This window comes from Gammaproteobacteria bacterium, from assembly GCA_013151035.1.
Classification (GTDB): Bacteria; Pseudomonadota; Gammaproteobacteria; order JAADJB01; family JAADJB01; genus JAADJB01.
The window spans coordinates 40,520-59,025 of the sequence record JAADJB010000042.1 but is presented as its reverse complement, the minus strand read 5'-3'; the positions used below and the strand labels follow the sequence as shown (position 1 = coordinate 59,025).

Genomic DNA, 18,506 nt, shown 5'->3' with positions numbered 1-18,506 from the left:
GTTTGTCGGGATAGTTAAATATTTGTTGTTTGGTTTTGCTCAGGCACATAGTATGATAGACACTTAATTGATAATGACCCCATCCAGGGATGGGTGGCTGTTGATAATAGGAGATGGATATGGCAAGAGGTGTTAATAAGGTGATTCTGGTGGGTAATCTGGGTAAAGATCCGGATGTACGTTATATGCCGAGTGGTGGTGCGGCGGCTAATGTAACGATTGCAACAACGGATTCATGGAAAGATAAACAAACCGGAGATAAACAAGAACGTACCGAGTGGCACAATGTGGTGTTCTTCAATCGTCTGGCAGAGATTGTGGGTGAATACCTGAAAAAGGGTTCACAGGTTTATGTTGAAGGTTCCTTGCGTACTCGCAAGTGGCAGGACAAGAGTGGTAATGATCGTTACACCACGGAGATTGTTGCTAGCGAGATGCAGATGTTAGGTGGTCGTGCCGGTTCAGGCTCAGCTGCTTTTGATAATCAGCAGTCACGATCGCAATCACCACCACAGTCACAACCACAGTCACAACCAGCCGCATCACCTGCATCTGCACCCGCAGCAGCGATGGATGATCTGGATGATGATATTCCGTTCTAGCATGGTGGGGTCAGAGCACTTGAAAAGGAAAGAGGAGCCTTTAGTTCCTCTTTCCTTTTCAAGTGCTCTGACCCCATTTGTTGCGCTGATTTTTCTTGCTTCACCATTACAGGCAGGAACCCTGGACGTGCACCAGGTATTGGCGCGCGTGCTGAATTATCACCCCTCATTAAAGATAGCCATGCTTGAACTGCAGTCTGCACAACATGAAGGCAAGAGGGTGCGTAGTCGTCTGGGTTGGCAACTGGGTGCAGCCGCAGGTGTGCGGCATGATGTATCCTTCTTTGGTTCACCGAATGATGTGCTTGATCTCAATACACAACTGACACGGCAACTGGCTACGGGGGAGACGGTATCGTTATCTGCGAGTCTGGCCTATAACCGGGCGGATGTCAGTCTGATTCCTGGATTTCCTAATCCCTACACTGATACTCGTCTCGATCTGAGCTACCGTATCCCGCTACAAAAGGGCAAAGGTAATCTACCTTATCAGCAGGCAGTTGCCGATAGCGGGCGCGGTGTCGATGTTCAACAAACCAACTTAATGATGCAGGCGGATCGCCTGGCGTGGCAGTTGGTGGATCTTTATTATGCCCTGGCAAGTAATGAGATGCGTTTGAGTAATGGACGGCAGTCGATTAAACGCGCACAACGATTAATGGACTATATTAACGAACGGAGTCAATTAGGTGTTGCTGAAGGAAAGGATCAGTTGCAGGTACAGGCGCAGCTAAAATCACTGTATGCGCAACAGCAAATATTAAAATCACAAGTGCGTCAGCAACAGATTGCCCTTAATCGTTTAATGGGGAATCGTTGGGATGAGGTGTTTTCTCTGGTGATTCAGAATAAGACTGTCAATCACTTTGAGCATGACACGGTGTTGGCGCAGGCACAGCAGTATAGCCCACAGCTTAGACAGTTTGAAATACAATTAACACAGATTGAGGGTCAGATTGCTGTGCGCCGAGATGCACGCAAGAATCAACTGGACCTGGTTTTATTTGCCGGTGATCGTGATCTGCGTGGTGATCTACTGGTGTCATCCTATATGGATAACGAAATAATCGGCGGTTTCCGATTTGAGTTTAAGCAAAGCATGAACCGTGATGGGGTTGATGCTGAACTCTATCAGGCACAATTACAACGGGGGTTGATGTTACAGCAAAAGACGCAATATCTGGATGGACTGAAATACGATGTTGCATCATTACTAACGGAGCTGACGGACAGTGTTTATACCTTGCGGGCACAGCGGGCTAGTCTGTCTGTTGAACAAGATAAATTAAGTGATGCAGAATGGCGCTATCGGGATGGGCGTATGGATATGGATCAAGTCATTGCCTTTGAGAACCAATTATCAAACGTTGAGTTGGCTCTTGCCTCGCAAGAGCTGGATATACTCAGGCTGTTAAAACGGATTAGTATTATTCAGGGTGGTTTATGGGATGAGGTTGAACTACCCGCCTATTTGAGCTTTATTAAAGAGGGTGCGTTGTAGTGCAGCTTATTATCCGCTTCCTGGTGGAACGTAGTCTGGTGGTCAATTTGATCTCGGTATTTCTGTTGGCGCTGGGTCTGGTGACCTCGGTGATGTTGTTGCGTATCGAGGCATTTCCCAATGTTAATCTCGATCAGGTGCATATTAATGTTGTCTATCCCGGCGCATCCCCCGAAGAGCTGGAGCAGTTGGTGATTACACCTATTGAGCAAGAGCTACGTTCTCTGAACGGGATTGATAGCATGAAGTCAACTGCGTTTCCAGGTTCAGGGCGTATTGTGATGGAGCTTGATCCGGATGCTAATAATCGTGCACGTATCAGCAGCGAGATATCACTGGCGGTTGATCGTGCAAAATTACCCGCAGATCTACCTTATGATCCCAGTGTGCTGGAGGTCGATGGGGGTGTTTTTCCTATTATACGGATGTCGGTATCCGCACCCCTGGATGAGTTGGCATTAAAGCGTCTGGGTGACAAGCTACAGGATGATCTGTTGAATATTGAGGGTATCGCCAAGGCGCAGATCCTGGGTGAGAGAAAGGCGGAGATTCGTATTGTTGTCGATCCTGAGCGTATGCGGCAGCATCATATTACCGTGCGAGATCTGGTCAACAAGGTGAAGGGCTGGAATCTGAATGCGCCGGGTGGCGATATCCTGACCGCAGCGGGGCAGAAGACAGTGCGCATTGTGGGTGAGTTCTCTGATATCCATGATGCGCAGGATCTGGTGTTACGCGCCAATGATCGCGGTGATATTGTACGCCTGATGGATGTGGCTGATATAGAGGAGGCTCTAGTTGAGCCTCAAACCCTGGAGGATATTGCTGGTGAGCCGGCATTATCTTTTTTGATACTAAAAAAATCCGACGCGGACATCATCAAGACGGTCGATCGTATCAAAGCCTATATTGAAACGATTCCAGCAATCTATGGTAATGATCTCACAGTAAAGACTTTTCAGGATTTTTCACGTTTTGCCCGTGTGCGTTTAGGCGTGTTAACTAATAATGGCATCCTGGGTCTGGGTCTGGTCTTTATTACCTTGTTATTGTTCTTGCGCTTTTCGGTGGCAATGACTACCACCTGGGGGCTACCTATTATCTTTATGAGTGGGATATTTTCTTTATATCTGGCGGGGATGACACTGAATCTGATCTCCATGATGGGGTTTATCATGGTATTGGGTATGCTGGTGGATGATGCCATTATTATTGGTGAGAATATTACCTGGCACATGGAGCAGGGGGTTCGACCCATGCAGGCGGCAGTGCAGGGTGCAATGGAATTGTTAGGCCCGGTGACAACAACGATTATGACGACCGTCGCGGCCTTTCTACCGATGATGTTTATGAGTGGGATTATTGGTAAATTTATTATTGCCATCCCAATGGTGGTGATCTCCTTGCTGATCTTTTCCTGGCTGGAATCCTTTCTTATTCTGCCCAGTCATGTTGCCCATGTTACTCATGCTGACAAACATCCACCGGAGCGGAAATGGCTGATTGCGTTGGAGGATTTTTATGTCCGGGTATTAGCCTGGGCTCTTCGTTTTCGCTGGTTGACGGTGATGGTCGCCATCCTGGTTCTGGTGGCAGCCATGATGTTGGCTCGAACTATGTCGTTTCAGTTGTTTCCACCAGAGGGTGTGGATGAATTTATTGTGCGTGTAATCGCGAAACCGGGTACAGACCTGCGTAGTATGAGGCAAAACCTCAAGGATGTGGATACCGAGATGCGTGCCTATATTAACCCGGATTACCTACAGGCTACCCTGGCAAGGAGTGGTGACATTTCGGTCGATCAGGGTGATCCACTAACCCAGCGTGGCAGCCGTTATGGACAGATTCGTGCCATCTATACCCCTGCTGTTAGCCGAGCGGGACATAATGCGATGGATGATATGTATCGTCTGGATCATATACTAAAGGAGAAATTTCCTGCCTTTGATATTGCAACTACGGCGCTACGACCCGGTCCTCCGGTGGGTCGGGCGCTGGAGGTGAGTATCTCCGCGCATAAGGATGTTCAGACGCAGCAGGCGGCGCGGCAACTCATGCAATATCTGCAAACGATTGATGGGGTGACTATGATTGATAGTGGTTTAAGACGAGGCGATGATGAATTGCATCTTATCCTTGATCGTGAGCGTGCTACCTATGTCGGGGTTGATCTGGCTAATGTGGCTCAGACCATACGCGCGGCTACCGGTGGTTTGGTGGTATCAACGGTGCGCAGAGGAACCGAAGAGCTTGATGTGACGATTCGTTTCCCGGATACCGCAGGAAAGGATGTTGATCAGTTGGCATCCCTGTATGTATCCAATAATCGAAATGATAGGGTGCCGTTAAGCAAGATATCATATTTTGAGTCACATCCGGGCTATACCACGATTCGTCATAGTGAAGGTGTGCGAATTGTTAATGTTGTCGCCGATGTTGATGTTATCAAATTATCGAGTTTAGCATTGAACACGCTGGTTCTGGAGCATCAGGCAGAATGGTTGGGCGATCTTTATGACAAGGTGAATGTGCATTATGGCGGTGAAGAAGAAAAGAATCAGGAGTCCTTTGTTAGCCTGATTATCGCCTTTGCCTTTGCCCTGGTTGCGATCTTTTTTATCCTGGCGATACAGTTTAACAATATGAGTTACCCCTTTCTGGTGATGTTAGCGATTCCCTTTGGGGCAATCGGGATTATATTCAGTTTTTATCTGCATAATATTTACTGGAAGCCGATGCCGTTATCTTTTTTCTCCAGTCTGGGTATGGTGGCACTAACCGGTGTGGTGGTGAATAGTTCACTGGTGTTGCTGGTGTTTATCCAACGTGCCAGACAGTCGGGTCTGGAGATGATAGATGCCATCATGCAGGCAGGTAGAAGAAGGCTGCGTGCAGTTTTACTCACAGCCATGACAACGGTTGTTGGTTTGTTACCGACCGCCTATGGCTGGGGTGGACTGGATGGATTTGTGTCACCGATGGCACTGGCACTTTCCTGGGGGCTGACCTTTTCAACCCTGGTGACACTGATTGTTATTCCCGCAGCACTGGCTGCGGGGCATGATGTGAAGTGCTGGTTTACAAGGCGTGCTTGAGGGGACAGACCCAAAAACCGGGTCTGTCCCCGGTTCGGAGTGATGCAGGTAGGCACAGCCTGGGGACAGACCCGGTTTTTGGGTCTGTCCCCTTCAGCACCACTGGCTTCGAGCATTAATCGATCTTGCGCACACCATCCGGGGTGCCCAGCAGTAACACATCGGCAGGGCGTGCAGCAAACAGGCCAACGGTGACAATACCGGCTAACTGGTTGAGTTCGGTCTCTAGCTTAACCGGCTCCATGATCTCCAGATCATGCACGTCCAGAATAATATTGCCATTATCCGTCGTAAAACCCTCACGTAATACCGGCCGACCACCGCGTTTTGCCAGTTCTCTGGCAATATAACTACGCGCCATCGGGATAACCTCAACAGGGAGTGGGAAGGTGCCCATAACATCAACTAACTTGGATTCATCGGCAATACAGATAAATTTTCTGGATGCGCCGGCAACAATCTTTTCACGCGTTAAGGCACCACCGCCACCCTTTATCAGATGCAGATATTTATTAGACTCATCCGCGCCATCGACATAGACGGATAGCTCGCCTGCTTCATTCAGATCCAATACCCGGATGCCATGTGCCTGTAGTCGCTCTGCACTGGCGACGGAGCTTGCAACGGTGCCGTCGATCTTGTTTTTTATACCCGCTAAGGCATCAATAAAGCAATTGGCAGTAGAACCAGTACCAACACCGATGATAGTGCCTGCTTCTACATATTCAAGGGCAGCCTCTGCCACCATTTTTTTAAGTGCATCTTGATCCATTTTGTTTCTCCTGTTGGGATGACCATTTCAAGTGCTCTGACCCCGTTAACTGATGTATTTATTATACCGAAGTCATGAATTGATTGCATTTATCAATCTTATTGGTAATGTAACGCTATGTTAGATAAATATTTGAAAATGATCCTCAATGCACGGGTTTATGATGTGGCAAAGGAAACCCCGTTGGAATACGCGGGCATGTTGTCTGCACGCTTGAATAATAAGGTCTGGTTGAAGCGGGAAGATCTACAACCCGTGCACTCATTCAAATTGCGCGGGGCTTATAACAAGATTGCCCAACTTTCAGAACAGGATTGTAAAAACGGCATTATTGCTGCCTCCGCGGGTAATCATGCGCAAGGCGTTGCTCTGGCGGCTCGTAAACGTAAGGTTAAGGCGTTGATCGTGATGCCACGCACAACACCGGATATCAAGGTGAGTTCAGTGCGCGCCTATGGTGCCCGTACGATCCTGCATGGGGATACCTATGATGAGGCTTGTACCCATGCGCTGCAGATTGCTGATGAGCGTAAGATGACCTTTATCCACCCCTATGATGATCCTGCCGTGATCGCCGGTCAGGGAACTATCGGTATGGAGATCCTGCGCCAGCATGAAGGTCATCTGGATGCCGTATTTGTCCCCGTGGGTGGGGGCGGTTTAATTGCCGGTGTGGGTGCCTATATCAAGAAGGTGCGTCCCGGGGTCAAGGTGATTGGTGTCGAACCTGAAGATGCGCCTTGTATGTATGAGGCACTGAAGCGCAAGCGCCGGATCAAGCTCAAACAGGTGGGGATCTTTGCCGATGGTGTGGCGGTACGTCAGGCAGGGAAGGAAACTTATAAGCTGGCGCGTGAGTGTGTGGATGAGATGATCCTGGTGAGCACCGATGAGATCTGTGCGGCTATTAAAGATATATTTGATGATAGTCGTGCGATTGTTGAACCAGCCGGTGCGCTGGCACTCGCCGGCTTGAAGCGCTATGTACAGGATAACGCGTTGGAGGATGCCGCACTGGTTGCCATTAATAGTGGTGCTAATGTTAATTTTGATCGCTTGCGTCATGTCGCTGAACGTGCGGAATTGGGCGAGCGTCGCGAGGCATTGCTTGCGGTGACGATACCGGAACGCCCCGGTAGTTTTCGTAAATTCTGTCAGACCATCGGCCAACGGGGGATTACCGAGTTTAATTATCGCTATTCCGGGGTGAGTGAGGCTTATGTCTTTGCCGGTGTGCAATTACAGAATGGGGATGAGGAACGTAGTGAGATTATGACATCACTGCAAGATCAGGGTTATTCCGTAGTGGATATGACCGATAATGAAATGGCCAAGATGCATGTGCGTTACATGGTGGGTGGCAAGTCACCCGAGTCATTACAAGACGAGGTATTGTACCGTTTTGAATTTCCGGAACGTCCAGGGGCATTACTCCGGTTTTTAACACGGATTGGCAAGCGCTGGAATATCAGCCTGTTTCATTATCGTAATCAGGGTTCAGCCTATGGTCGTGTGTTGGTCGGCATACAGGTGCCCGGTGGTGATGAGAAGCCATTGCGCGAATTTTTGTCAGGGCTCGGTTATAGCTATTGGTCAGAGAAAGATAATCCAGCCTACCACCTATTCCTTGGGTAGGGTGCGTACTACGCACCATGGCTCTTTATCACAAAGGGTAACGTATCTCCTGTTCGGTAGCGATCCCATGTAACGGTATATCCCATTCCCGCCGTTTGAGCTTTTTTACCACCTGGAAGCTATAGGCCATGCCGAGTAACTTAGGGTGTTGCCAGTGATTATTGCGGGCAAGAAAGGAAAAGCTGCGATCATAGTAGCCACCGCCCATACCGACACGAGTACCCTGTAGGTCACAAGCCACCAGTGGCGTTAACACTAGATCCAGGCGTTGTAGGTGGATATGTTGTTTGATCCGATGCCGAGGCTCCATAATGCCATATTGATTCATCTCCAGCCGATCACCAGGGTAGTAGGGTGCAAACCAGAGCTGTTTATCCTGAATGTTTGTTAGCAACGGAAGATAGATGGTTTTTCCCATAGCCCATGCTCGTTGCAGTATCCATTGTAGATCCATCTCGCCATTAATCGGCAGGTAGGCAGCGATATGTTGGCTGCGAAGAAACAATGGGTGGGTGATGACATGCCTCGCCAGTTGGCGGGCAGCCCGTTGTCGTTGTCGCCGATTCAGCTTAGCGCGTTGTTGGCGTATGCTCTGACGAATCGTATTTATGGATGACATATTAGGAAGGTGCTCTCCGCCTGTGCCGTCGTGGTGTTCGACCTTGAAACCAAAGGGTTCAGGTGGGGACACTGACGATGTTTAAGGCTTCCTGCCTATAGCAGGCTTGCACACCAACATCAGTACGGGTATCCCCGAAGTCGATTATTATCGGCTCAAGAATGTATACCACTAACAAACACTGCAGAGGGCACCTATTTCAAACTTTTAATGGTCTATAACCACATTATAAACTAATTTTCTATCTTTCGCTAAACACCGCTATCCAAATCTTTTAAAATTCCGTTTTCTATGCTGTATATCCAACCATGGATAGATAAGTCTCTTCCTTGCTTCCAGGCGTTTTGTACAATAGTTGTATTCCGTATATTTATGACTTGTTCTTTTACATTGAGTTCACAGAGTAAATCCAATTCTTCTTTATGAGAAAGTCCGGAGAATTTTGATTTGTGAAAGCGAATAACATCTTTTACATGACGCAACCAGTTATCGATAAGCCCGTGTTCATGGTTTTCTAGTGCTGCCTTGATACCGCCACAGCCATAATGGCCACAGATTATAATATGTTTTACTTTTAAAACCTCAACGGCGAACTGTATAACAGAAAGACAATTCAGATCGGTATGGACTACAATATTTGCAATATTGCGATGCACAAATACTTCGCCTGGTTGTAATTTAGTGATTTGGTTGGCGGGCACTCTGCTATCTGAACAACCTATCCATAGATACTCAGGGGATTGTTGTTTTGATAACCGAGTAAAAAAATCAGGGTCTTTTTCTTTTATTGCAGTTGCCCATGAACGGTTATTTTGGAATAGGTGTTTAAGTGTTTTCAAGTGATAAGACTCTCTTGTCTAATGGCTACCAATAATGCTGCAAATATAAATAATGGTGTTTGTTTCATGCTTTTCCTCATAAATTCATTAATCCTGAGTATGCTACACCTGATAGTAAAGCCATCTCACGATGCCATGTTGCTAAATCATTGCTATTAAATTTTCTTAAATCATTATGGCCACACGCTCGTGCCATTACTTGCATCAGTTCCACAGAAGCGACAAAGTAATTATGTAACTGAGTCGAAGATTTTTCAATATTTAACTTTTGGCGTAAGTCCTCTTTTTGTGTGGCAATACCTACCGGGCAGTTATTTGTATTACACATTCTGGCTGCAACACAACCAATTGCCTGCATAGCACTATTTGAAATGGCAATGCCATCTGCACCAAGCGCCATAGCCTTAACAAAATCCATGGGGACACGTAAGCCACCGGTAATGATCAACGTCACACGACCACTGGCACCTTGCTTGTCCAGATAGCGCCGAGCCCGTGCAAGAGCCGGTATGGTCGGCACACTGATATGGTTTCGAAACATCTCCGGTGCTGCACCTGTGCCGCCACCGCGACCATCTAGTATTATGTAATCGGCACTGGCATCTAGTGCAAACTGAATATCCTTTTCGATATGGTTTGCGCTGAGCTTAAAGCCAACAGGAATGCCGCCAGTAATTTCTCTAACGCGGTCTGCAAACTGTTTAAATTCTTTTGCTGAAGAAAGGTTTTTAAATGTAGGTGGTGATATAGCCGGCTCACCCTCAGTTATGCCTCTTACCTGAGATATCTTGCCTATGTTTTTGTTACCTGGAAGGTGACCTCCGGTGCCTGTTTTTGCACCTTGCCCGCCTTTAAAATGGAAGGCCTGTACTTTAGCCAGTAGTTCTTCTTTATAGCCGAATCCTGCGCTGGCATATTCATAAAAATAGCGGGTATTGGCTTCTTGTTCTTCAGGTAACATTCCTCCTTCACCCGAACAGATGCCAGTCCCTGCGAGATCGGCACCTTTGGCTAAAGCTATTTTGGCTTCTTCAGACAGCGCACCAAAGCTCATATCAGAAACAAATAAAGGAATTTTTAAAATCAATGGTTTTTTAGCTTCTGCTCCAATCACCAACTCTGTGCCTACAGTGACGTCTTCTAATAATGGTTTTGTGGCCATTTGTGCGGCCATTATTTGCAAATCATCCCAATGGGGTAACAGATGTCGTGGAACACCCATAGAGGTCATTGGGCCATGATGGCCTAGTTTGGATAGCCCTTCCTGGGCAAGCTGGTGTATAAATTCTACCGTAGGTTCTTCGGCTGTTGATATGGCTTTTGGCAGATCAGAAGGTTTTGAGATTACCCCCGGCCCTTCTTTACCCACTTCATCGGCGTTGAATTGCTTATGAGTGCCATCGCAATAAGGTTCATTACCCGTATGTTTGCATGTGCACAAATAGGCATCCCCATCTTCATCAGAAACAATCACTCTGGGGGTAAAAGATGTGCCTACATGTGAACCATCACAGAATGGCTGGCTTTTAGACCTACCACATGTGCAGAAATGATATTCCTGACCTTTAGAAAGATTAACCTTAACAGGTTTGTTATCTGCAATTATTGGGTTGCTCATATTACCCTCTTTTATTTGGTTTCGACATTATCTTGAAACTCATTTCCATTGAGATCGGCTGACTCCAATGACAAAGGACGTGTTCCAAGGTCTACAAAGGGTTGAACTGCTGCTGGAAGCTTATCGACCTCAAGGTCCCACGTTCCGATTAAGCTCCTGTTACCCATTCGGGTTTAATTATTACATAGGAGTCTAGCATGAAATCTGTGGAACAAAAACGATTTGACGACCTGTATCAAAAATACCTTCGCACCTTGAAGCTACAAGGAATGAGTGACAGCACCATTGATTTTGATTATTAATAGGGGGATTACAATCAGCAGTTGCCAATTAATTTATTTAAACTAGTATTAGTATACATTGAATAAGAATATTGAGGAGGATCTGAAATGGCAATAATGCATTCCATGAAGTTTTTCAAAATAATGATGATGATGATTACCCTTGCGTTATCCATTAATGTAAGTGCATCGTTGATTGATAAGGGTACTTATACTTCAGATACTGTATCAGGCCTGGACTGGCTGGATCTTACCGCAACAACAGGCTTGTCTTACAATTATGTTTCTTCACAGCTTGGATCCGGTGGGCTATTTGATGGCTGGAGTTATGCAGGAGTAATGCGGATTGAGACATTGATTCAGCATGCGGGAGGAACCAGTCCATTTACCGGATGGACCACCATAAATAATGGTGTGGTTTCATCCTTATTAAATACATGGGGGCAGACACAAACATTTCTGGAATCTCGCATTATAACCGGAGGTGTCTATACGGTTAATGGCAATATATTTGTATCTATCCTTTCTGATGATCCCAATCAGAGTATTAGTACTACAAGTGATTTTATTTCACTAACCGAGACAACGATTGCTCCGGGCGGTTCTAATTCTGTATATGGATCTGCATTGTATCGAGCGACATCTATTGTTCCCATTCCTGCTGCGGTGTGGTTATTTGGTTCCGGTTTAATTGGATTGATGGGTGTGGCAAGACGTAAGTAAAGGACATGTGTTAAATCGCCCTGTTTCCTAGCGCATGAGAAACTAATTGTTGCGTTTCACTTTTACAAAAAGTAACAAGGAAAATAAACCGCTGCCAAATAACCACACTGCCGCTGGAACGGGAACGGTACTCGTTAGTACAAGCTCTATGTCATCTATAAAAACATATGCAAAGCCAAGCGACCCCGTGCCTTGTATTATAGAAGATGTGTTTGCAGTATCCAGGAAGTTCCCAATTACGACGGAATTCTCACCGCCCAGTGCAGTGAATGTGCCAGAAATAAGTACCCAGTTATCTTTATCTACCAGATAATTGTTAGTAGGGTTAGTTACTTGTGGTGAATAAGGAAGTGCATTAGTGACGTTTAATGGACCAATTTGACCATTAGAAAAATACATGCCTATTGAGTCAGTGGCAAAATAGGAAGTGTCCGCAAGGGAAACCCACATAGATGCTTGGTATATTTCACCTGCAACTAATGCAGTTGTTAAAGGTGCCTCAATATATTCACGCCACTCTAATGAAGCATCATTGCCATCATATAAACGTACACCCACATAAGCCTCTCCAGTTTTTGGTGTTTGTGTACCCGCGTAATCTGTTGTTGCATCGGTAGGCTGCGACTATCCTGTAGCGAATAGTTGGTTTGACGTTGCTTGACTTAACCCGGCAGGGCATTGTGTAAATGACTCGAAACTCCCATAATCCAGTATGGTTTTATCTTTTTTTTTAACAATGAAATCACGGTAAGTCATTGTAACACTGTCTTCTCACGACTTATAAAGTTGATGCCGAGACAAATTTGATGATATGGATACCTCGATGATAAAGCGGATGAAAGCGTTGGAGGATAGGAGCTGGCGCCGCATGTTAGTCTATTTAGAATTACCCCACGGAGATTGTTTTTTAAATGTTGAGATATACAAATTCTCAACCTTATCTCTGGCCCATTGGGTCTTACGTAAAAACTTCAGCGATGACTTGATTGATGGATCGCTCTTAAAACAATTGATATTGATTCTTTGAGCCAATCCATCCCAGCCGAAGTGCTCCTCCAGCCTCGTTACAACCTTCTCAAGTGTAACGCCATGCAATGGATCATTTGGTTGCTCATTACTCATACTCTAAATACTCCACTATTACCCTCAGTGTTTACAGCACATAACGCCTGCACAACGAAACAGCGTATTTACGGTCAATATTGATGCGATTGTATTATCTTTGTGGGGCAGCTTTAAACTTTAGATCTAGCTATTCCAATTAAACCTAAAAGACCTGAAGTAAATAACCAGGTTCTAGTCATTCGCTTGTTCACAGGCTGCTCGCCACTCACTAATCTGTTCAGCATACAGACCACGTTCACGACAGTAGCCCACTCAATAACCAGTTTCTTGGCTTTTTGGTAAATCTCCTTCTATCATTTCAAGGGTATTAATATCAAACAGGCCGACATACTCACCATAAACCGCATGAAAATGTGGTGGTGGATGATCTCCAAAAAATAGTTTTATGACAATTCCGTAAAATCTTGCTATTTCAGGCATGTTTCTTCCTCATGTTTTTTTCCATAACGTTGCGAAGCAAAAGTTTTTTAGGGAAGGGGGTGCAGTTTGCTAAAGTTCTAGCTGCTTGCTCTGGTTGAGTGCGAGCTCGATTTTTTCCTGCAGGGAGCGGATGCGTGTGCCCATTGATTGGTGGTAATCGGTGCGATGGGTATTGTACTGTAGTAGCTCATTGGCGATGTTGAGGGCGGCCATGATGGCGATGCGATCCATGCCGACGACTTTTCCGCTGTCGCGAATCTCATTCATCTTGCTATTAAGGTATTCTGCTGAGGCGAGCAGGCCGTCCTCTTCATCGGCAGGGCAGGCGATTTTGTATTCGCGATCCAGGATCTTGATATTGACGGGATGAGCGGGTTGTTTGCTCATTGGCTAGTCTCCATTGCCTTTAAGCGATTAATCATTGATTCTACGCGCGTGCGGGCCAGTTCATTCTTTTCGATCAGTTGGGCGCGTTCGGTGACCAGGTTTTCCTGGTGGTCGCGTAATATCCGGTTTTCTTCCTGTAGATGATTCATGATTTCAATGAGTTCATCGAGACGGAATTCCAGACTCTTGAGTTCTTTGTCGGCTGAGGCCTTGGCGGGATCTTTTGGCATTGTGCCAATATAGTGCGGAGTTTTATCAGGGTCAATGTTTACGAGGTGAAATGATGAGAATATGGCATAATTAACCAATAAATGTTCTGAATAGTGGGTTTGAAAGAGTTATGGCACAAATATCCCTTATTGATATCGATCACCTGGATGAGGTCTTGCAGCGTTCGCAATCCGAGTTGAGTGCGGAGGAGGTGCATGGTATTGCCTGTGGTATGTTGGCAGTATTGGGGTCGGTTGACCCTGATCCTCTGGTTAAGCATGTTGTTGAGGACTTTGATGCGCACAATCTGGCGCATAGTGAGGCGGCTAAACTATTACAATCGTTGTTGCGGCAGATTACGACTCAATTTAATGATGTGGAGCTTGATTTTCAGTTGTTGCTGCCTGATGACGATGAATCGATGGATCTCAGGGTGGATGCCTTGTCTGAGTGGTGCCAGGGTTTTTTGCTGGGTGTGGGCATGGGTGGGCTTAAGGATGATACGGATTTGCCTGAAACGGTATCCGAGATGATTACTGACTTGATCGAGATTGCGCGTATCAGTATTGAAGATGACATTGAGGATGAGTTGGAAAATAATTTCTTTGAGGTGGTGGAATATGTGCGTGTGGGCGTGTTATTGATCCATGAGGAATTAAACCCTGTTGATTCATCAACCTTGACCAGTACACGAATACAGTGAGTCCTTTGTATGAGCACTAAAAAAGAATTTGCCCGTAGAAGAAAGCAGTTAATGCGTATGATGGGTGGGGATGCTATTGCTATCCTTCCCACAGCGCTTGAGCATATTCGTAATCGTGATGTGGAATACCCGTTTCGTCCGGATAGTGACTTCTATTATCTAACGGGTTTTCATGAGCCGGATGCGGTGCTGGTTCTATTGCCGGGGCGTAAACATGGTGAGTTTATTCTGTTTTGTCGTGATCGTGATCTTGATAAGGAGACCTGGCATGGTCGTCGCATGGGGCCTGAGGGGGTCTGTGAACAACTAGCAGCGGATGATGCCTTCCCAATTGCCGATATTGATGACATCCTGCCGGGTTTGTTGGAAAGTCGTGAACGGGCTTTTTATACCATGGGGTTATCGCCTGATTTTGATCAACGTATCCTGGGTTGGATCAATGATATTCGTGCTCATTCCCGTACCGGGCACCGGGCACCGGCTGAGTTCGTTAGTATGGATCATCTGTTACATGATATGCGCCTGTACAAGAGTGCGGCTGAGATCAGGATTATGCGTAAGGCGGCAAAGGTGGCTGCTACTGCGCACCGGCGTGCGATGAAGGTCTGTCAGCCTGGTATGATGGAGTATGAGCTGGAGGCTGAATTTATTTATGAGTTTCGTCGTCATGGTATGGAGCATGCCTATTCACCGATTGTTGGTGGCGGTGATAATGCCTGTATTCTGCACTATACCGAGAATAAGGATAAGCTCAATGACGGTGATCTGGTGTTGATTGACGCGGGTGCTGAGTATCAATGTTATGCCTCGGATATCACACGTACTTTTCCGGTTAATGGTTCATTTAGTAAGCCACAACGTGCCTTATATGATCTGGTGCTGGCGGCACAGCATGCAGCTATTGGTAAGGTTAAACCGGGTAATCACTGGAATGCGCCGCATCAGGCGGCGGTGCGTGTGATTAGCAAGGGTTTGATTGCGCTGGGTCTGTTAAGGGGCTCATTACAGAACGTGATTAAAAAAGAGAGTTATAAGCGTTTTTATATGCATCGTACCGGTCATTGGTTGGGGATGGATGTGCATGATGTGGGTGATTACAAGCTGGGTGGGAAATGGCGTGAACTTGAGGTGGGTATGGTGCTGACAGTGGAGCCGGGGCTGTATATCCCTGCCGGTAGTAAGGGTGTGGCGCGTAAATGGTGGGGGATTGGTATTCGTATTGAGGATGATGTGTTGGTGACGCGTGAGGGTTGCGAGGTGTTGAGTAAGGATGTGCCTACGGATGCGGATGAGATTGAGGCCTTGATGGGGTGTGGGGGTTAAGTGGTGTTTTTATGTGAGATCGAGACAGGGGTTACTCCTCTTGATCAGAGACGCGCCGTAAATACATCCATGTAGGCTCCATGCCCGCGTCCATGCGGGCAAGGGTCTCTGATCAAGCGGAGTAACCCCTGTCTCTTGAGTGAACGGGGTAGTAATGGACGGTAGTGATGAAAACAACTGATTATGATGTATTGATTATTGGCGGTGGTCTGGTTGGTGCCAGCCTTGCTTGTGCTTTGTCCGGGCAGGGTTTGCGCATGGGTATCATTGAGGCGGTGCCGTTTGGTCAGGAGGCTCAGCCTAGTTATGATGATCGGGTGATTGCTTTGGCACAGGGTACTCAGCGTATCCTTGCCAGTATGGGTGTGTGGCACTATATGGCTGCCGGGGTAACGCCGATTCATCATATTCATGTTTCGGATCGTGGTCGCTTTGGTTTTACACACCTGGATCGGCAGCAAGAAGGTGTTGATGCGCTGGGTTATGTGGCACCGGCGAGAGTTTTGGGTCAGGCGTTGAATCAGTATCTACAGGCACAGGCGGGGATTGATTTTATTACCCCGGCGGAACTGGATTCTTTCGATATATATGATGACTATGCTGAGGTGCGTGTTCGCTGTGATGATGATATTCGGGTATTTAGTACACGCTTAGTGGTGGCTGCTGATGGATCTGATTCGCTGGTGCGTCAGCAGGCAGATATCGAGGTGACTGAGTGGGCGTATGGGCAAACGGCTATTATTACCAATGTGACCCCGCAATTAGCGCATAACAATATTGCCTATGAGCGTTTTACCGATACCGGGCCATTGGCCTTATTGCCGATGGAGGATCAGCGTTGTGCCCTGGTCTGGACGGTAAAGGATGATCAACTGGATGAGGTAATGGCATTATCAGATGAGCCTTTTTTACAACGTCTACAGGATCGCTTTGGTTATCGCCTGGGTGAGTTTCAGCAGGTCGGTGCCCGCCATGCCTACCCGCTCTCAATGCGCCATGCACAGGAGTCGGTGCGGCCACGTCTGGCATTGATTGGCAATGCGGTGCATACCTTGCATCCATTAGCCGGGCAGGGTTTTAATTTGGGTCTGCGTGATGTTGCGGCATTGGCTGAGGTGTTGGTCGATGTTATTCGCTCGGGTGGTGATGTGGGCGATTTAATGCATCTGCAAGACTATGAGGCCTGGCGGGCGCAGGATCATAAACAAGTGATCGCCTTTACTGATGGTCTGTTGCGTCTGTTTACCAATCCGCTGGCCTCGGTTGCATTGGTGCGCAATGTGGGCATGGTGGGTATGGATATGCTGCCACCACTCAAACGTTTGTTGACACGGCTAACGATGGGACAGTCGGGTCGCATGAGTCGCCTTGCCCGTGGTCTGGGTTTGGGTGAGAAATGAATAGTCCTCACTATGATGTCATTATAGCCGGTGGCGGTTGTGTGGGTGCGACTCTCGCCTGTGCTTTAGGTGAGGCGGGTTTGCAGGTAGCGTTGATTGAATCGCGTTCACGGGAGACCTTGCAACAGCGGTCGGAGGGGATTGATCCACGCGTCTATGCCATTACCCGTGTCTCACAACGCATCTTTGAATCCCTCGGTGTGTGGTCGGCTATTATTGCGGGGGGTGTCAGCCCTTATCGTGAAATGTTCGCCTGGGATGGGTTGGGTTCAGGCTCGATTCATTTTGATAGTGCAGAACTGGCTGCTGATAATCTGGGCTATATTATCGAACAGGGTGTGATTCAGCGTGCTCTGTATCAACATATTGAGCAACTTGCGTCGGTTGAATTATTTGATGCCACTCAAGTTGAGTCGATTGAGCAGGATACTGATCAGATACAGGTATCGCTGGATAATAATAGTCAAATTAGTGGACGCTTGCTGGTGGCTGCGGATGGTCGGGATTCCCTGCTGCGACAACTAGCTGGTATTGAAGTCGAGGTAAAAGATTATCAGCAACATGCAGTCGTTGCCGTGGTACAGACGGAGTTATCTCATCAGGAGGCAGCCTGGCAGCGTTTTTTACCTGCGGGGCCACTCGCCTTTTTACCCCTGCGTGATGGTCAGTGCTCTATTGTATGGTCAACCTCACCCGAGCAGGCGGCTGCACTAATTGATATGTCCGATGATGTTTTTAGAGAGGAGCTGGCGCTTGCCTTTGATTATCGTCTGGGTACTATCCAGCACACCGGGTCGAGGGCATCATTTGCTCTGCGCAGGATGCATGCCGATAGTTATATTGCCCCGCGTATGACCCTGGTGGGTGATGCGGCTCATGCTATTCATCCATTGGCGGGTCAGGGTCTTAATCTCGGTCTGCTGGATGCCGCTGCTCTGGCTGAGGTGGTTATTGATGCCTGTGAGGCGGGTCGTGATATCGGTAGCGAACGGGTGCTACGGCGTTATCAACGCTGGCGGCGCGGCAGTAACTTTACCATGATGATGGCAATGGATGGTTTTAAAGAGGTGTTTGGTAGTGAGCAGCCGGCAGTAAAGTGGGCGCGTAATACGGGGCTGAATCTGATCGATTCGCTGGGGCCATTGAAGAATCTGTTTGCCGGGTATGCGATGGATGCGGGGGATGACCTGCCTGCCTTAGCTATTCCAATCAGTGCACGATCTGACGTATAATCGGGCGCAGTTTCCTTATCG

17 protein-coding genes, 1 other RNA gene and 1 pseudogene are annotated in these 18,506 nt (G+C 47.3%); 9 read left to right on the top strand and 10 right to left on the bottom strand.

Features of this window, described 5'->3' with window-relative positions:
• The first annotated feature begins 119 nt into the window (after positions 1–119).
• The 3 genes from ssb to GXP22_09520 are packed head-to-tail and all read left to right on the top strand — an operon-like array spanning position 120 to position 5,198.
• Positions 120–602: a single-stranded DNA-binding protein gene (gene ssb, locus GXP22_09530; protein NOX09706.1), complete on the top strand. Its 483-nt coding sequence runs from the start codon at positions 120–122 to the stop codon at positions 600–602.
• Positions 583–2,103: a TolC family protein gene (locus GXP22_09525; protein NOX09705.1), complete on the top strand. Its 1,521-nt coding sequence runs from the start codon at positions 583–585 to the stop codon at positions 2,101–2,103. Before ssb ends, GXP22_09525 begins: the two co-directional genes overlap by 20 nt.
• A complete protein-coding gene (locus tag GXP22_09520) occupies positions 2,103–5,198 on the top strand; it encodes an efflux RND transporter permease subunit (GenBank protein ID NOX09704.1) in 3,096 nt (1,031 codons plus the stop codon). Before GXP22_09525 ends, GXP22_09520 begins: the two co-directional genes overlap by 1 nt.
• A 115-nt stretch (positions 5,199–5,313) precedes the next feature.
• On the opposite strand, the gene rpiA is transcribed toward GXP22_09520, so the two are convergent.
• Entirely contained in the window at positions 5,314–5,970 is a 657-nt protein-coding gene (gene rpiA, locus GXP22_09515) for a ribose-5-phosphate isomerase RpiA (GenBank protein NOX09703.1), read from the bottom strand.
• 117 nt (positions 5,971–6,087) lie between these two features.
• On the opposite strand from rpiA, the gene ilvA reads away from it, so the two are divergent.
• The gene (gene ilvA / locus GXP22_09510; GenBank protein ID NOX09702.1) at positions 6,088–7,605 is read left to right on the top strand and encodes a threonine ammonia-lyase, biosynthetic; all 1,518 of its coding nucleotides are present in this window, start codon (positions 6,088–6,090) and stop codon (positions 7,603–7,605) included.
• Positions 7,606–7,633: 28 nt separating this feature from the next.
• Here the strand turns inward: ilvA and GXP22_09505 are convergent, their stop codons facing one another.
• The 4 genes from GXP22_09505 to GXP22_09490 all read right to left on the bottom strand — a co-directional run bounded on the left by GXP22_09505 (position 7,634) and on the right by GXP22_09490 (position 10,681).
• On the bottom strand, positions 7,634–8,224 hold the full coding sequence (locus GXP22_09505; GenBank protein NOX09701.1) for a 5-formyltetrahydrofolate cyclo-ligase: 591 nt from the start codon (positions 8,222–8,224) through the stop codon (positions 7,634–7,636).
• Positions 8,225–8,233: 9 nt separating this feature from the next.
• Positions 8,234–8,417: non-coding RNA, 6S RNA (gene ssrS, locus GXP22_09500), on the bottom strand.
• Between the two features lie 58 nt (positions 8,418–8,475).
• Positions 8,476–9,063, bottom strand: coding sequence for a carbonate dehydratase (gene can / locus GXP22_09495; GenBank protein NOX09700.1), 588 nt, complete (start codon positions 9,061–9,063; stop codon positions 8,476–8,478).
• 76 nt (positions 9,064–9,139) lie between these two features.
• The gene (locus GXP22_09490; protein ID NOX09699.1) at positions 9,140–10,681 is read right to left on the bottom strand and encodes a glutamate synthase; all 1,542 of its coding nucleotides are present in this window, start codon (positions 10,679–10,681) and stop codon (positions 9,140–9,142) included.
• Between the two features lie 389 nt (positions 10,682–11,070).
• On the opposite strand from GXP22_09490, the gene GXP22_09485 reads away from it, so the two are divergent.
• The gene (locus tag GXP22_09485; GenBank protein ID NOX09698.1) at positions 11,071–11,685 is read left to right on the top strand and encodes a VPLPA-CTERM sorting domain-containing protein; all 615 of its coding nucleotides are present in this window, start codon (positions 11,071–11,073) and stop codon (positions 11,683–11,685) included.
• Positions 11,686–11,727: 42 nt separating this feature from the next.
• Here GXP22_09485 and GXP22_09480 read toward each other — a convergent pair whose 3' ends face one another.
• The 5 genes and pseudogenes from GXP22_09480 to GXP22_09460 form a co-directional block, all read right to left on the bottom strand.
• Positions 11,728–12,243 carry a hypothetical protein gene (locus GXP22_09480; GenBank protein NOX09697.1) on the bottom strand — a complete coding sequence of 172 codons (516 nt, stop codon included), beginning with the start codon at positions 12,241–12,243 and terminating at the stop codon, positions 11,728–11,730.
• A 318-nt stretch (positions 12,244–12,561) separates the two neighbouring features.
• Positions 12,562–12,807 carry a DUF2132 domain-containing protein gene (locus GXP22_09475; GenBank protein ID NOX09696.1) on the bottom strand — a complete coding sequence of 82 codons (246 nt, stop codon included), beginning with the start codon at positions 12,805–12,807 and terminating at the stop codon, positions 12,562–12,564.
• 113 nt (positions 12,808–12,920) lie between these two features.
• Positions 12,921–13,230 (bottom strand): annotated as a pseudogene (locus GXP22_09470) (DUF4160 domain-containing protein).
• A gap of 69 nt (positions 13,231–13,299) precedes the next feature.
• Positions 13,300–13,617: a cell division protein ZapA gene (locus GXP22_09465; protein NOX09695.1), complete on the bottom strand. Its 318-nt coding sequence runs from the start codon at positions 13,615–13,617 to the stop codon at positions 13,300–13,302.
• A complete protein-coding gene (locus GXP22_09460) occupies positions 13,614–13,847 on the bottom strand; it encodes a TIGR02449 family protein (GenBank protein ID NOX09694.1) in 234 nt (77 codons plus the stop codon). Before GXP22_09460 ends, GXP22_09465 begins: the two co-directional genes overlap by 4 nt.
• 110 nt (positions 13,848–13,957) lie before the next feature.
• Between GXP22_09460 and GXP22_09455 the strand changes: the two genes are divergently transcribed.
• From GXP22_09455 to GXP22_09440, 4 genes are all read left to right on the top strand, one after another.
• Positions 13,958–14,530 carry a UPF0149 family protein gene (locus GXP22_09455; protein ID NOX09693.1) on the top strand — a complete coding sequence of 191 codons (573 nt, stop codon included), beginning with the start codon at positions 13,958–13,960 and terminating at the stop codon, positions 14,528–14,530.
• A 9-nt stretch (positions 14,531–14,539) separates the two neighbouring features.
• Positions 14,540–15,853, top strand: coding sequence for a Xaa-Pro aminopeptidase (gene pepP, locus GXP22_09450; protein NOX09692.1), 1,314 nt, complete (start codon positions 14,540–14,542; stop codon positions 15,851–15,853).
• A 167-nt stretch (positions 15,854–16,020) separates the two neighbouring features.
• A complete protein-coding gene (gene ubiH, locus GXP22_09445; GenBank protein NOX09691.1) occupies positions 16,021–17,253 on the top strand; it encodes a 2-octaprenyl-6-methoxyphenyl hydroxylase in 1,233 nt (410 codons plus the stop codon).
• On the top strand, positions 17,250–18,485 hold the full coding sequence (locus tag GXP22_09440) for a UbiH/UbiF/VisC/COQ6 family ubiquinone biosynthesis hydroxylase (protein ID NOX09690.1): 1,236 nt from the start codon (positions 17,250–17,252) through the stop codon (positions 18,483–18,485). The genes ubiH and GXP22_09440 overlap by 4 nt, the downstream gene beginning before the upstream one ends.
• The last annotated feature ends 21 nt before the right edge of the window (positions 18,486–18,506 follow it).